13 protein-coding genes are annotated in these 14607 nt (G+C 60.7%); 4 read left to right on the forward strand and 9 right to left on the reverse strand.

Going from position 1 to position 14607, the window contains the following annotated elements:
* Window positions 1-74 precede the first annotated feature (74 nt).
* Together BLU76_RS15125 and BLU76_RS15130 are read left to right on the forward strand one after the other, a co-directional pair.
* Window positions 75-338 carry a CopG family ribbon-helix-helix protein gene (locus BLU76_RS15125; protein WP_063322816.1) on the forward strand — a complete coding sequence of 88 codons (264 nt, stop codon included), beginning with the start codon at window positions 75-77 and terminating at the stop codon, window positions 336-338.
* A complete protein-coding gene (locus tag BLU76_RS15130; RefSeq protein WP_063322817.1) occupies window positions 301-600 on the forward strand; it encodes a type II toxin-antitoxin system RelE/ParE family toxin in 300 nt (99 codons plus the stop codon). Before BLU76_RS15125 ends, BLU76_RS15130 begins: the two co-directional genes overlap by 38 nt.
* A 44-nt stretch (window positions 601-644) precedes the next feature.
* Here the strand turns inward: BLU76_RS15130 and BLU76_RS15135 are convergent, their stop codons facing one another.
* Window positions 645-830 carry a hypothetical protein gene (locus tag BLU76_RS15135; protein WP_092143945.1) on the reverse strand — a complete coding sequence of 62 codons (186 nt, stop codon included), beginning with the start codon at window positions 828-830 and terminating at the stop codon, window positions 645-647.
* Between the two features lie 361 nt (window positions 831-1191).
* On the opposite strand from BLU76_RS15135, the gene BLU76_RS15140 reads away from it, so the two are divergent.
* Complete coding sequence (locus tag BLU76_RS15140) at window positions 1192-2820, forward strand: glucan biosynthesis protein D (RefSeq protein WP_063322818.1); 1629 nt, start codon at window positions 1192-1194, stop codon at window positions 2818-2820.
* A 113-nt stretch (window positions 2821-2933) separates the two neighbouring features.
* Here the strand turns inward: BLU76_RS15140 and BLU76_RS15145 are convergent, their stop codons facing one another.
* The 3 genes from BLU76_RS15145 to BLU76_RS15155 form a co-directional block, all read right to left on the reverse strand.
* Entirely contained in the window at window positions 2934-4040 is a 1107-nt protein-coding gene (locus tag BLU76_RS15145; protein WP_092143939.1) for an NADH:flavin oxidoreductase/NADH oxidase, read from the reverse strand.
* Window positions 4041-4683: 643 nt separating this feature from the next.
* Entirely contained in the window at window positions 4684-6393 is a 1710-nt protein-coding gene (gene recJ, locus BLU76_RS15150; RefSeq protein WP_092143935.1) for a single-stranded-DNA-specific exonuclease RecJ, read from the reverse strand.
* Window positions 6394-6558: 165 nt separating this feature from the next.
* Complete coding sequence (locus BLU76_RS15155) at window positions 6559-7101, reverse strand: YaeQ family protein (RefSeq protein WP_003198109.1); 543 nt, start codon at window positions 7099-7101, stop codon at window positions 6559-6561.
* 147 nt (window positions 7102-7248) lie between these two features.
* Between BLU76_RS15155 and BLU76_RS15160 the strand changes: the two genes are divergently transcribed.
* Complete coding sequence (locus tag BLU76_RS15160) at window positions 7249-8448, forward strand: CaiB/BaiF CoA transferase family protein (protein WP_063322821.1); 1200 nt, start codon at window positions 7249-7251, stop codon at window positions 8446-8448.
* A 234-nt stretch (window positions 8449-8682) separates the two neighbouring features.
* Here BLU76_RS15160 and BLU76_RS15165 read toward each other — a convergent pair whose 3' ends face one another.
* From BLU76_RS15165 to BLU76_RS15185, 5 genes are all read right to left on the reverse strand, one after another.
* On the reverse strand, window positions 8683-8970 hold the full coding sequence (locus tag BLU76_RS15165; RefSeq protein ID WP_063322822.1) for a DUF3509 domain-containing protein: 288 nt from the start codon (window positions 8968-8970) through the stop codon (window positions 8683-8685).
* Between the two features lie 185 nt (window positions 8971-9155).
* Window positions 9156-10526, reverse strand: a complete 1371-nt coding sequence (locus BLU76_RS15170; RefSeq protein WP_092223294.1) for a transporter substrate-binding domain-containing protein — start codon at window positions 10524-10526, stop codon at window positions 9156-9158.
* Between the two features lie 120 nt (window positions 10527-10646).
* A complete protein-coding gene (gene thrC, locus BLU76_RS15175) occupies window positions 10647-12056 on the reverse strand; it encodes a threonine synthase (RefSeq protein WP_063322824.1) in 1410 nt (469 codons plus the stop codon).
* 146 nt (window positions 12057-12202) lie between these two features.
* Window positions 12203-13507 (reverse strand): homoserine dehydrogenase, encoded by a 1305-nt coding sequence (locus BLU76_RS15180; RefSeq protein ID WP_003198098.1) that lies wholly within the window; start codon window positions 13505-13507, stop codon window positions 12203-12205.
* A 132-nt stretch (window positions 13508-13639) separates the two neighbouring features.
* The gene (locus BLU76_RS15185) at window positions 13640-14371 is read right to left on the reverse strand and encodes a DsbC family protein (RefSeq protein ID WP_092143926.1); all 732 of its coding nucleotides are present in this window, start codon (window positions 14369-14371) and stop codon (window positions 13640-13642) included.
* Between the last annotated feature and the right edge of the window lie 236 nt (window positions 14372-14607).

The following is a 14607-nucleotide window of genomic DNA, read 5'->3' on the forward strand; positions in this document are numbered from 1 at the left end:
TGCACGCCCGCCGGTTGACGGAAATCCTGGCAGCACCTAGGGTGTCTACAACGTATACACCTTGGAGATCAGCCATGGCCTCGCCCGTTTTGTCCTTTCGTGTGGAAGAAGGTCTGGCCCAACAGCTGGACTTGCTGGCTGCCGCCACCGACCGCGACCGCCAATATCACCTCAAGCGTGCACTGGTTCGATATGTGGAAGCCGAATCCTGGCATCTGCAAGCCATCAGCGAAGGCATGGCCGATGCCGACGCTGGAAATCTGACCGATCTGGACGCCGTGAAGGCTAAGTGGGCAAAGCGTGCCGAGCATCGTACTGACCGACAAAGCACAGAGTGACCTCGACTCGATCCACGAACATTACCAAAGCGCTATCGGCGCAGAAGGCGCCGATGAGGTCATCCTCGCCATCCTGGAGACATTGCGCCAACTGCAACGCTTTCCCGGCTCGGGCCGTCCTTCGGTCGTTCCCGATATTCGAGAGCTGGTGTTGACACGCTACCCGTTCGTTGCCCCGTACCGGCTCGAGCAGGGACAACTGCAAGTGCTGCGGATACTGCACCAGCGCACCGAACGTCCCCAGGACTGGTCGGTGGAGTGATGTCGGCCGGCGCGCCTGCCCCGACCGCTCACCTGCGCCACGCTTCAAAACCGCGAAACACTCCTCATCGCATCCACCAGGTAGCGCATGGCGATGCGGTCGTTTTCCGACAACTCCCGATAACGCTCCACCAGTCTCAATTCTTCAAGGCTGAGCCGGCGTGGCCTGCGCGGGTTGGTCAGGCCAGGAAAGATCCCCAGCATTTCGGTAATGCCCTGTATTTTTGTCATGAGTTGTCCTTCTTTACGTCGAGGTTGACCTGATAGCCCCGTCTGAACCCGGATTAGATCGTCTATCACGCTAAAGAATAGGGAGGATTCAAAGCGTGAAAAGGGAGTTTTAGAGTAATTAGTCAAAAAAAGTCGAAATCGATATAAAAAAAGAAATAACTGTAAGAAAATTTGACCAAGCCACGCTTTCCTTGCTCTCAAAGCCCGTATTTCCCCTATGATTTTGCGCCTCGGTGAACCGATCCAGCTCTCAGGCATCTGTTCTAACGTTCGTCGCGTTTGGCCAAAGGCATGTCCGAACTCCCTTATCAGTCTTTGTTGCCAGGAACGGCTCGGGATTGTTTCGAGAAAGGTTGTATTTATGCACCGCAGGAATCTGCTCAAGGCCTCCATGGCCTTCGCCGCCTACACCGGGCTTTCAGCCTCCGGGCTCATGGCCGCACGCGCCTGGGCCGCCGATCAGACTGCCGACGGCGAAGCCCGTCCTTTCGACTTCAACGGTTTGAAAGATCAAGCCCGACGGCTGGCCGAGAGCCGCTATGTCGACACCAAGCAAGTCCTGCCAGAAACCCTGGCCCTGATGTCTCCGCTGCAGTTCAACGCCATCCAGTACGACGTCAACCACTCGCTGTGGAATGACCTGGACGGGCGGCAACTGGATGCGCAGTTCTTCCACGTCGGCATGGGCTTCAAGCAACCGGTGCGCATGTACAGCGTCGATCCGAAGACGCGTATGGCCCGTGAGGTGCACTTCCGTCCGGAACTGTTCAACTATCAGAAAACCACGGTCAACACCGCGCAATTGAAGGGTGACCTGGGCTTCGCCGGCTTTCGCGTCTTCAAGGCGCCGGAACTGGACCGGCACGACATCGTTTCGTTTCTGGGGGCCAGCTACTTCCGCGCCGTGGATGCCAGCGGCCAGTACGGGCTGTCGGCCCGCGGCTTGGCCATCGACACCTACGCCAAGCAACGCGAAGAATTCCCGGACTTCACCAAGTTCTGGTTCGAAACCCCGGAAAAGAACAGCACCCGGTTCGTGGTCTATGCCCTGCTCGACTCCCCCAGCGCCACCGGAGCCTATCGGTTTGACATCGATTGCCAGCCAACCCGGGTAGTGATGGAGATCGACGCGCACATCAATGCCCGTACCGCCATCGAGCAACTGGGTATCGCGCCCATGACCAGCATGTTCAGCTGTGGCACCGTCGAACGGCGCATGTGCGACACCATTCACCCGCAAATCCACGATTCCGACCGGCTGGCCATGTGGCGCGGCAACGGCGAGTGGGTGTGCCGTCCGTTGAACAACCCCGCCACCTTGCAATTCAACGCCTTCGCCGACAAGGACCCGAAAGGTTTCGGCCTGGTGCAGACCGACCACGACTTTGCCAGCTACCAGGACACTGTGGACTGGTACAGCAAGCGCCCAAGCCTGTGGGTCGAACCGACGACGGCCTGGGGCGAAGGCTCGGTCGACTTGCTGGAGATTCCTACCACCGGCGAAACCCTGGACAACATTGTCGCGTTCTGGACGCCGAAAAAACCGGTGGCCGCCGGTGACTCGCTGAACTATGGCTACAAGCTCTACTGGAGCGCGCTGCCGCCGGTCAGCACGGACCTGGCCCGCGTCGACGCCACCCGCTCAGGCATGGGCGGTTTCATCGAAGGCTGGGCACCGGGCGAGCATTACCCGACCGTCTGGGCCCGTCGCTTTGCCGTGGACTTCAGCGGCGGCGGCCTCGACCAACTGCCGCCGGGCACCGGCATCGAACCGGTGGTGACCTGCTCCCACGGCGAAGTGAAGGACTTCAATGTGTTGGTGCTGGATGCGATCAAGGGCTACCGCATTACCTTCGACTGGCACCCGACCGACGACAGTGTGGAGCCGGTGCAGATGCGCCTGTTCATTCGCACCAAGGACCGCACCTTGAGCGAGACCTGGTTGTACCAGTACTTCCCGCCGGCGCCGGATAAGCGCAAGTATCCCTGATCGTTATCCAGCGACTGGGCTTGCTCGCGATGAGGCAAGTACAGGCACCGGCATTTCAGCCAGACAAGCAAAAGCCCCGGCCAACCCGACCGGGGCTTTGTTTTATCCCTCACTCAATCACGCAAATCCGACTCATGAATCGGCTGGTCCCGATGCGTGGCCCGCTGGTACTGCGCGGGCCACGTGGCCTTGCGTCCGCCCAGGTCATCGTCGGCATGCAGGGCCCAGTACGGATCGCGCAACAATTCGCGGGCCAGGAAGATGATATCGGCCTGGCAGGTGCGCAGGATGTGTTCGGCCTGGGCCGGTTCGGTGATCATGCCGACGGTGCCGGTGGCGATTTCCGACTCCTTGCGCACCCGCTCGGCAAAGCGCGTCTGGTAACCCGGGCCGGTGGGAATTTCCGCATTGGCGGCCGTGCCACCCGATGACACATCGATCAAATCCACTCCCAGGGCCCTGAACCGCCGTGCCAGCTCCACGGTTTCGTCCGGGTTCCACCCGTCCTCGACCCAATCGGTGGCAGAAACGCGAACGAACACCGGCAGTTCTTCAGGCCATACGGCCCGCACCGCTTCGGTGACTTGCAGCACCAGGCGGATGCGATTCTCGAACGAGCCGCCATATTGATCGCGCCGCTGATTGCTCAAGGGCGAGAGGAACTGATGCAACAGATAACCATGGGCCGCGTGGACCTCAACCACCTTGAAGCCGGCCGTGAGAGCACGCTTGGCCGAGTCCACGAAGGCCTGGATCACCCCGGCGATCTGCTCTTCGTCCAGTTGGACCGGCTGGGTGTGCTGCGGGTCGAAGGCAATCGGCGATGGGCCAACCGGCACCCAACCGCCGTCCGCCGGTTTTACGCTGCCATGCTTGCCCAGCCAGGGTCGCCAGGTGCTGGCCTTGCGTCCGGCATGGGCCAGTTGTATGCCCGGCACGGCCCCTTGGGCGGTAATGAACCGGGTGATGCGTTGCAAGGGTTCGATCTGTTCATCATTCCACAGCCCCAGGTCCTGGGCAGTGATGCGACCGTCGGCGGTGACGGCGGTGGCTTCGGTGAACACCAGGCCGGCACCGCCCACGGCACGGCTGCCCAAGTGCACCAGGTGCCAATCGTTGGCCAGGCCATCGGTGCTCGAATACTGGCACATCGGCGATACCGCGATGCGATTGGGCAGGGTCAATTGGCGAAGGGTATAGGGTTCCAGCAGCAGACTCATGGGGCACCTCTCGAATCAGTGGGCAGGCTCCAGGGTTCTGTTTGAAAAGTCGACGTGTGACAAAAGGTGCAACACCCGCCCCCGCGGGCAAAAAATTCGACAAGACGTCACAAGGGCTATCAAGCAGTGCTTAGAGCCTAGTCGACAACCCGCAGGGACGGAGGGTTCAGAACTTAAAAACCGACGGTGTGACGCAAGCGCCTCCCCCTGTGGCGAGGGAGCTTGCTCCCGCTGGGCTGCGCAGCAGCCCCCTCTCAAGCTCACTCAATCAACCTGATCCACCGCGTCGCCAGGTTCTAGGGCCGCTGCGCGCCCCAGCGGGAGCAAGCTCCCTCGCCACGGGAATTGGGCACGGCGTGGGTTAAGGGAATGCCTCGAATCGGTGTCAGCTTCAAGAGCAAATCGGTTGGTCGACCGGAATGCTTTTGAGCTTTTGAGCTTTTGAGCTTTTGAGCTTTTGAGCTTTTGAGCTTTTGAGCTTTTGGGCTTTTGGGCTTTTGTGGCGAGGGAGCTTGCTCCCGCTGGGCTGCGCAGCAGCCCCCTCTCAAGCTCACTCAATCAATCTGATCCACCGCGTCGCCGGGCTCCAGGGCCGCTGCGCGCCCCAGCGGGAGCAAGCTCCCTCGCCACAAAGGCCTGTCGGCTAGCGCGGTTCGATATGGGCAATCATCAACTGCACCGTTTCCTGGCCGCGGAACTCGTTGAGGTCGAGCTTGTAGGCCAGTTCCACCCAGCGCACGGTAGGGTTGGGCCAGATCTCGCGGTCGATGCCGAAGGCAATGCCGTCGAGCTTCACCGAGCCGCACTCGCTCTTGAGGACGACCTTAAGGTGCCGTTCGCCCACCACGCGTTGTTCGACCAACTGGAACACGCCATGGAACATCGGCTCCGGGAAATGCTGGCCCCAGGGACCGGCATGGCGCAGCGCCCGGGCCAGTTCGAGGTGGAACTCCTCCACTGCCAGGGTGCCATCGGACAACAGCCGGCCGGTCAGGTCTTCTTCGCGCAATTGCCGGCGCACTTCCGCGTCGAACGCTTCGGCGAACAACGGAAAATTCGCTTCCGGCAACGTCAACCCCGCCGCCATGGCGTGACCGCCGTACTTGCTGATCAGGGTCGGATGCTGCGCCGCCACCACGCTCAGCGCATCGCGAATGTGAAAGCCCGGTACCGAGCGCCCCGAGCCCTTGAGCAAGCCGTCCCCGGCATCGGCAAAAGCAATGGTCGGACGGAAATAGCGCTCTTTCATCCGCGAGGCGAGAATGCCGATGACCCCTTGGTGCCACTGCGGATCGAACAGGCACAAGCCGAACGGCATGGACTCCACCGGCAGGTCCTTGAGCTGGGCCAGGGCTTCGCGCTGCATGCCCTGCTCGATGGACTTGCGGTCCTGGTTCATGCCGTCCAGTTGCGCCGCCATCTCCCGCGCCAGGGCCGGATCGTCGGTGAGCAGGCACTCGATGCCCAGGCTCATGTCGTCCAGGCGCCCTGCCGCATTCAGACGCGGCCCGAGGATAAAGCCGAGGTCGGTGGAGGTGATACGCGAAGCGTCGCGCTTGGCCACTTCCAGGATTGCCTTGATGCCGGGCCGGGCACGCCCGGCGCGAATCCGTTCCAGGCCCTGGTGCACCAGGATCCGGTTATTCGCGTCCAAGGGCACCACGTCGGCCACGCTGCCCAGGGCCACCAGGTCGAGCAATTCGCCGATGTTCGGCTGAGGTGTACTGGCATACCACCCCAGGCTGCGCAGACGCGCCCGCAGGGCCATCAGCACATAGAAAATCACCCCGACACCCGCCAGGGCCTTGCTCGGGAACTCGCAGCCCGGCTGATTCGGATTGACGATGGCATCGGCTGCCGGCAGTTCGAGGCCGGGCAAGTGGTGGTCGGTGACCAGCACCTTGAGCCCCGCCGCTTTCGCCGCAGCCACGCCTTCCACGCTGGAAATACCGTTATCCACGGTGATCAGCAACTGTGGTTCGCGGGCCAAGGCGACTTCGACGATTTCCGGGGTCAGCCCGTAGCCATATTCGAAGCGATTGGGCACTAGGTAGTCGACATGGGCCGCACCGAGCAGGCGCAACCCGAGCATGCCCACGGTGCTGGCGGTCGCGCCATCAGCATCGAAGTCACCCACGATCAGGATGCGTTGGCGTTGCTCCAGCGCCGTCACCAGCAGATCCACCGCGGCGTCGATCCCCTTGAGCTGCTGAAAGGGAATCAAGCGCGCCAGGCTCTTGTCCAGTTCGGCCTCGGACTGCACACCACGCGCAGCGTACAGGCGGGTCAACAGGGGCGGCAGGTCACCGAGAAATGGCAGGGTGTCGGGCAGTTGGCGGGGTTCTATGCGCATGGGGTGACGGACATTTCTCTATAAAGCTATGGAATTTTGATTACTTGTGGCGAGGGAGCTTGCTCCCGCTGGGCTGCGAAGCGGCCCCTTTTTGTGGGTGCTGCGCACCCAAGCGGGAGCAAGCTTCCTCGCCACAATGAGTTCACTCAATACCGGGTCAACGGCTCAACCACGCTCGCCCAGCAACCATTGCAGCTGGACTTCATGCTGACCACGGTCGTCGGTCACGAAAATCGTGCCCTCACTGATCATCACATCCCACTTGATCACCCGGGGCATGTCCTGGGCCAGGGTTTCGAGCACTTCCTGGGGCACAGCGGCGATGTTGACGTTCTTCAGGTTCTTGACCGCCGGGATCACCTTGCCTTCCCACACCCGCAGGCTGCCGTAGGCCAGCAGGCTGGTGCGCTCGGTCCGGCGCGAGCACCAGGTCAGGCGATCGGCATCCGGCTGGCCGACTTCGATCCAGTGCAGCACACGGTCATCCAGGCTTTTTTCCCACAGCGCAGGCTCGTCGACGTCTGACAGGCCACGACCAAACGCCAGCAGCTCGTTGTACCAGAACGCGTAGGCCAGCAGACGCACGGTCATGCGCTCTTCGGTTTCCGAAGGGTGGCGGGCGATGGTCTGCTTCACATTCTCATACACATTGCGGTCGAGATCGGTGAGGTTCAGTTCAAACTTGTAAGTCGTGGACGGCTGGGCCATGAACGGGCTTCTTGATACGAGGAAAGGCGGCAAGTCTAACCGATGACGCGGGCAATCCACGAATTGCCGACCATCAACCTACGGCGACTGACGCTGGCCTATGATAAAACGCTCTATTCGTTCTGCCTTTGTCCTACAGGATCTGTCATGTCGCTTACTGCCAAACCCCTTGCCGGCGTCAAAGTCATCGAACTCGGCACCTTGATCGCCGGGCCCTTCGCCTCGCGCATCTGCGGCGAATTCGGAGCCGAAGTCATCAAGGTCGAATCGCCCGACGGCGGTGACCCCCTGCGCAAGTGGCGCAAGCTATACGAAGGCACCTCGCTGTGGTGGTTCGTCCAGGCACGCAACAAGAAGTCCCTGACCTTGAACCTCAAGCACCCTGAAGGCCTGGCGATCCTGAAAAAACTGCTCGGCGAAGCCGATATCCTGATCGAGAATTTTCGCCCCGGCGTCCTGGAAAAGCTCGGCCTGGGCTGGGATGTCCTGCACGCACTGAACCCGAAACTGGTGATGGTGCGGCTTTCAGGCTTCGGCCAGACCGGGCCGATGAAAGATCAGCCGGGGTTTGGCGCGGTGGGCGAATCCATGGGCGGCCTGCGCTACATCACCGGCTTCGAGGACCGCCCGCCAGTGCGTACGGGGATTTCCATCGGCGACTCCATCGCCGCCCTCTGGGGCGTGATCGGCGCCTTGATGGCCCTGCGTCACCGCGAGATCAACGGCGGCACCGGGCAAGTGGTGGACGTGGCGCTGTACGAGGCGATTTTCGCCATGATGGAAAGCATGGTGCCGGAGTTCGATGTGTTCGGCTTCATCCGTGAGCGCACCGGCAACATCATGCCCGGCATCACCCCCTCGTCCATCCACACCAGCTCTGACGGAAAGCACGTGCAGATTGGCGCCAACGGCGACGCAATCTTCAAGCGCTTCATGCAGATCATTGGCCGCGACGACCTGGCCAATGACCCGCAACTGGCCAGCAACGATGGCCGTGACAGCCGCCGCGACGAGCTGTACGGCGTCATCGATCGCTGGGTCAACGCGCTGCCGCTCGATAGCGTTATCGACCAATTGAACCAGGCCGGAGTGCCGGCCAGTCGGATCTTCAGCGCCGAGGATATGTTCAGCGACCCACAGTTTCTGGCCCGTGAAATGTTCCTGCAGGCCAAGTTGCCGGACGGCAAGGCGTTCAAGATGCCGGGGATCGTACCGAAACTCTCCGACACCCCGGGCACCTCCGAATGGGTCGGGCCGGCGCTGGGTGAACACAATGCACAAGTGCTCGGCGAGCTTGGCTACGATGCACAGCAGATCGCCAAGCTGCGCACCGAGGGTGCCATTTGACACACCGCAGCAGGCCGTCACAGAAGATCAGACCTGTGGGAGCGCCTGACAGAACGCGCTAAAAACGTAAAAGCCAGGCAAAAAGAAACCCCGAGAAGTGGGGAGACGACTCGGGGTTAAACGTGACCATTCATGGTCCGTACAACAAGCGACAAGCACCGGAGCACAATGCTTGCTCTTGTTGGTAAAGAGTCTGACTCGTCAGGACGTAGGAAGGTTCCCACAAACCCCCAGTCAATTCGCCCCGACCATGACCTTGTCGCGCGCCAGATTGCGCAGCGCCGCAATCACACAGGGCTCCAGGCGGCCCTCGGCAATCAATACATCGCGATGCAGGCCATCGACCACATCCGTCAACTGACGCTTGTCGGTCAATTGGGCCTGATTGAACACTCGCTCGACCATGATGGCCCCGGAGGCATTCTTCAGCGTCACCAGGCATTCGCCCTTGGCGCCGGAGGGAGTCAGCGTGACCAGATACGGGCTCAAAGCCTCACTCAGCAATAGGCTGATACTTTCCATTCGCTCACCCTTCAATAGTCCGAAAAACAACTGCATGTTCACAGTAAGTGACCGTGGGCCGCAGCAGAAAGTTCGTCAGCGCACCGGACCGGCACGCCTCCAACCTGTTCAACCGAGCATGCGCGCCCAATATGACAGGCAAACAACAGCCTTCTCTTGAGGCCTTGGCGTGGTGACGCTCGGCGTCAGGCCATCAACTTGTCGCAACGGCGCCGCCGACGCCCGGCATCGGTCCAGCCCCCCAGAATGCCGCGCAACTGCCCATCAGCCCCATAGAAGGGCACCGACCAATGATAGATTTCCCGCAAGCCGCTGCTGAACATCAATTGCCGGTCGAAGAACCGAGACTGGCCGGTGCGCAATTGCTCCATCACCTCCCCATGGAGCAACTCGGCGGTGGCCGGTGGAAATGCCGCCAAATCCGTCAGCCGCGTGCCCCGCAGCTTTTCGAAGCGGGTCGCTAACTGGTCCTCGTAGCTTTTGTTGCACATGACCAGGCGCCCTTCCAGGTCCCGGATGAAAATCGGGTCGGGAATGGCGTCCATCAAGGCGCGTTGGAGCATCAATTGGTCCTTGAGGATCGCCTCAGCCTTGAGGCGCTGGTCGATTTGTATCTGCAGACGGCGGTTCCATAGCAGGGACAGGAGGCCGAACACCACGACCACGGTCACGCACCAGTACCCCCAGCGGGAAAACCGCTCCCAGATCGATGGCGCCGGCGCGGGTGTGCTACCGGCCATCCATTTGGAACGCAGCGCGCGCATGTCCTTGGCCGGGAAGGCTTCCAGGGCTTTGTTCAAGATGCTCAGCAGCACAGCCAGGTCCTGGCGTACCGCGAGGTAGTCAGGTTCCCACTTGCCCTCAAGCCCCCTTCCTACCTGCAATTGCCCCGCCGGATAGAGATGCACCCCGGTTTCATTTTCGATGGTGGCATAGGCCTCCCGACTCTCGACCAATGCCCGCGCCTCGCCATAGGTCTTGGTCGTGCGCAATTTGATGGCCGGGTAGTCGCGCCTGATCTCCGCTTCCAGGGCATGCCGCGCCGGCAACGCCAGGACCTTCCCTTCCAGCTGTTCCAGCGAATGGAGGATCGACTCTCCGTCACGGCCAACAAATACCCAGCCCGAGCCACCAAATGCATGGCTAAAGCTCAGGAAATCCCTGCGTTCGTCATTCATCGCCAAGAGGGTCGTCATGTCGGCTTCGCTGTTCTCCAGCATCGTCAGCAACTCGCCGGGGGAGAACGACTCCCGATGCACGAACTCAAGGCCAGTCATTTGCGAGATGCGCTGGAGAATGTCGTGGTTCAGACCGTTCCACTGCCCCAGTTCATTCTTGAACAGGTACAGCGGAAACTGCATCGTGGCCACAATGACGCGTGGGTTCTCCTTGATCCACTTCAATTCCTGCGCATCCAATACCAGCCGCTCGCCAGGATTGAACGGCGGCGTTTCGAAAGCCGCCAACTGCGTCGCATTGCCCCCCTGCACCCAGTGCATCAGGGCCAGGCCCATTACCCAGCCCCGGGCTGGCTTGCATTTGCTAAAAAACGACATCTGCATTTCCTTCGAGATGACTCGCCCGTCCCTCCAAGGGCGAAAACCTGATCAGTTTGGCATGCAGAAACAAGAAAGCCCGTCAGGAGACGGGCTTCAAAATGTGACAGGTCTAGGCTATCAGAGCGGCTTGCCGCGGTTGCCATGCTGGCTGACAAAGGCCTGCACAGCCTTCAAGTCGTTGGGCAACACGGTGCAACGCTCATCTCGCTCAAACAAATCAGAAAGATGTGCAGGTAGTTCAAGCGCTTTTCCTACACCGGCTTTCTCCACGGCTTCCGGGAACTTGACCGGATGCGCCGTGCCGAGAATCACCATCGGGATGTCCAGGCTACGACGGCACTCACGAGCGGCCCTGACGCCAATGGCCGTGTGCGGATCGAGCAACTCACCGCTCTGCGCGAACACCTCGGCGATGGTTTCGCAAGTCTGCTCATCGTCCACGGCCAGGGAGTCGAACAACTTGCGGGCTTCGGTCCAGCGCTCAGGCTCGACGCTGAAACCGCCGCCCTGGCGGAAGCTGTCCATCAGGCCGGCAATCGCCGCACCATTGCGACCGTGCAGGTCGAACAGCAAGCGTTCGAAGTTCGACGACACCATGATGTCCATTGAAGGCGACAGCGTGGCGTGCAGGGTTTCCTTGACGTACTGGTTGCCGCTCATGAAGCGGTGCAGGATGTCGTTGCGGTTGGTGGCGACGATCAATTGATTGATCGGCAGGCCCATGTTGCGCGCCAGGTAACCGGCGAAAATATCGCCGAAGTTGCCGGTCGGCACCGAGAACGACACGGAGCGGGCCGGGCCGCCCAATTGCAGGGCCGCGTGGAAGTAATAAACGATCTGGGCCATGATCCGCGCCCAGTTGATCGAGTTCACCGCCACCAGCCGCGTGCCCTTGAGGAAGCTCTGGTCGGCGAAACTGGCCTTGACCATTTCCTGGCAGTCATCGAAGTTGCCTTCGATGGCGATGTTGTGGATGTTATCGCCAAAAATCGTCGTCATCTGCCGACGTTGTACTTCCGAGACCCGGTTGTGCGGGTGCAGGATGAAAATGTCGACGTTCTCGCAATGCTTGCAGCCTTCGATGGCCGCCGAACCGGTGTCGCCAGAAGTGGCACCGACGATCACCACACGCTCGCCACGCTTTTGCAGCACGTAGTCCAGCAGGCGACCGAGCAATTGCAGGGCGAAGTCCTTGAACGCCAGGGTGGGGCCGTGGAACAGCTCCATGACCCATTCGTTACCGTTGAGCTGACGCAGCGGTGCGATGGCGTTGTGGGAAAAGACGCCATAGGTCTCTTCCAGGATTTTCTTGAAATCGGCGTCCGGGATGCTGCCGGTGACGAACGGGCGCATGACCCGGAACGCCAGCTCGTGATACGGCAGGCCGGCCCAGGAAGCGATTTCTTCCTGGGTGAAACGCGGCAGGTTTTCCGGCACATAGAGACCGCCGTCCGTGGCCAGGCCGGCCAGGAGGACATCTTCGAAATTCAGGGCCGGTGCCTGGCCGCGGGTGCTGATATAGCGCATAAGGGCAAACCTTCGGTTTGAGCTTCGAGCTTCAAGCTACAAGCTACAAGTTAAAAGCAGCCGGGCTTTTGCTTGTAGCTTGCAGCTCATGGCTTGCAGCTGTATTGATTTAACTTGCAGCTTTTAGCTTGGAACTTGCAGCTGCTTCAATTCAAATGCTCGACGCGGATACGGACCACCGGACCCACGACGCCCTGCAGGGCCTCCAACGCCGCAATCGCGTCGTTGATGCGCTGCTCGACCACACGGTGGGTCAGCAGGATCATCGGCACCAGGCCGTCGTGTTCCTCGACTTCCTTCTGCATGATCGACTCGATGTTGATACCGCGTTCCGAGAGAATGCTCGCCACTTGGGCCAGCACACCCGGATGGTCCTTGGCCTGGATACGCAGGTAGTAGGAGCTTTCGCATGCCTCGATCGGAAGAATCGGGTGAGCCGACAGCGAGTCTGGCTGGAAGGCCAGGTGCGGCACACGGTTTTCCGGGTCCGAGGTCATGGCGCGAACCACGTCCACCAGGTCGGCGATCACCGAAGAGGCCGTCGGTTCCATGCCCGCACCGGCACCGTAGAACAGCGTCGAGCCGGAGGCGTCGCCGTTGACCATCACCGCGTTCATCACACCGTTGACGTTGGCGATCAGGCGATCGGCCGGGATCAAGGTCGGGTGCACACGCAGCTCGATGCCGTTGGCGGTGCTGCGCGCCACGCCCAGGTGCTTGATGCGATAGCCCAAGGCTTCGGCGTAGTTCACGTCAGCGGTGGTCAGCTTGGTGATGCCTTCGGTGTAGGCCTTGTCGAACTGCAACGGGATGCCGAACGCAATGGAGGCCAGGATCGTCAGCTTGTGCGCTGCGTCGATGCCTTCCACGTCGAACGTCGGATCAGCCTCTGCGTAGCCCAGGGCCTGGGCTTCGGCGAGCACGTCTTCGAAGGTACGACCCTTCTCGCGCATCTCGGTGAGGATGAAGTTGCCGGTGCCGTTGATGATCCCCGCGACCCAGTTGATACGGTTGGCGGACAGGCCTTCGCGGATCGCCTTGATCACCGGGATACCACCAGCCACGGCGGCTTCGAAAGCCACGATCACGCCCTTCTCGCGGGCCTTGGCGAAAATCTCATTACCGTGAACAGCGATAAGCGCCTTGTTCGCGGTGACCACATGCTTGCCATTCTCGATGGCCTTGAGTACCAGCTCACGGGCAACGGTGTAGCCGCCGACCAGCTCTATGACGATGTCGATCTCAGGGTTCGTGGCCACTTCGAAGACATCGTTGGTAATCGCAATACCGGTCGTCTGGAACTGAGGCTTTGGCGTGCGCATGGCAATTTGTGCCACTTCGATCCCACGCCCGGCACGACGAGCAATTTCCTCGGCGTTGCGCTGAAGTACGTTGAAGGTGCCGCCACCGACGGTACCTAACCCACAGATGCCTACTTTGACCGGATTCACTCTTGACTCCCCATGAAACGGCCGACACAAGGTCGGCCGTGAAATACAGCCGCGCAGCAACGCGACTTTGTGTTTAACGGCCCGACGAAGGTTTTCGCCGAGCCGTGATCTTCAGAAGCGGATCGCCCATGATCATTTTGCGCCCAGGGCCAGTTTGGCGACTTGTGGCGCCGGCTGATAGCCCGGAATCACCTGGCCGTCGGCCAAAACGATGGCCGGCGTGCCGTTCACACCAATGGACTGGCCAAGGGCGAACTGCTTGGAAACCGGGTTCTCGCACTTGGCGGCCTTGATTTCCTTGCCATCGACCATCTTGTCCATGGCCGCTTTCTTGTCCTTGGAGCACCAGACCGCCTGCAACTGCTCATCGCCCGGCGAGCCCAGGCCCTGGCGCGGGAATGCAACATAGCGCACTTCGATGCCACGCTTGTTCAGCTCCGGCACTTCGGCGTGCAGCTTGTGGCAATACGGGCAAGTGGTGTCGGTGAACACGGTGATGTGGGACTTGGTTTCGCCAATGGCCGGATAGACCACGGTTTCAGCAACTGGAATGCCATTGATCAACTTGGAAATGCCCTGGCGCTCGGTCATCTCGGTGAGATTGACCGGCTTGCCGTCCTTGAGCTCGAACAGGTTGCCCTGGACGATGTACTGACCGTCGGCGCTGGCGTAAAGCACGCGGCTGCCCTTGAGCTTGACCTCATACAGGCCAGCCATGGGACTGGCCGAGATGGTTTCGATCGGCACTTCGAGCTGAAGGTTTTCCAGGCTCTTGCGGATAGCCTTGTCGGCCGCGTCGTCGGCAATGGCAAAGGTACTGGCCAGCGCAATGGCGGCGGCGGTGAATATCTGGATCAAACGCATGGGGACTCCTGAGGCGAACAAATGAGACGGGAAACGCCGACCCGCAGATTCGGGTTCCAACCGCCCACTGTGCAAACCGGGAAAGCCTACCACATAAGGCCCGCGTGACCGAATGCACCTGTCGCAAGACAACATGCAATGCACGAGCATCAGTAACTTTGTGGCGAGGGAGCTTGCTCCCGCTCGACTGCGCAGCAGTCGCTAATGACGCACCCGTTTTTCCTGACAGTTCCTGG

Origin of the sequence: Pseudomonas sp. NFACC08-1, from assembly GCF_900106735.1 — a bacterium.
GTDB classification, from domain to species: domain Bacteria; phylum Pseudomonadota; class Gammaproteobacteria; order Pseudomonadales; family Pseudomonadaceae; genus Aquipseudomonas; species Aquipseudomonas fluorescens_Q.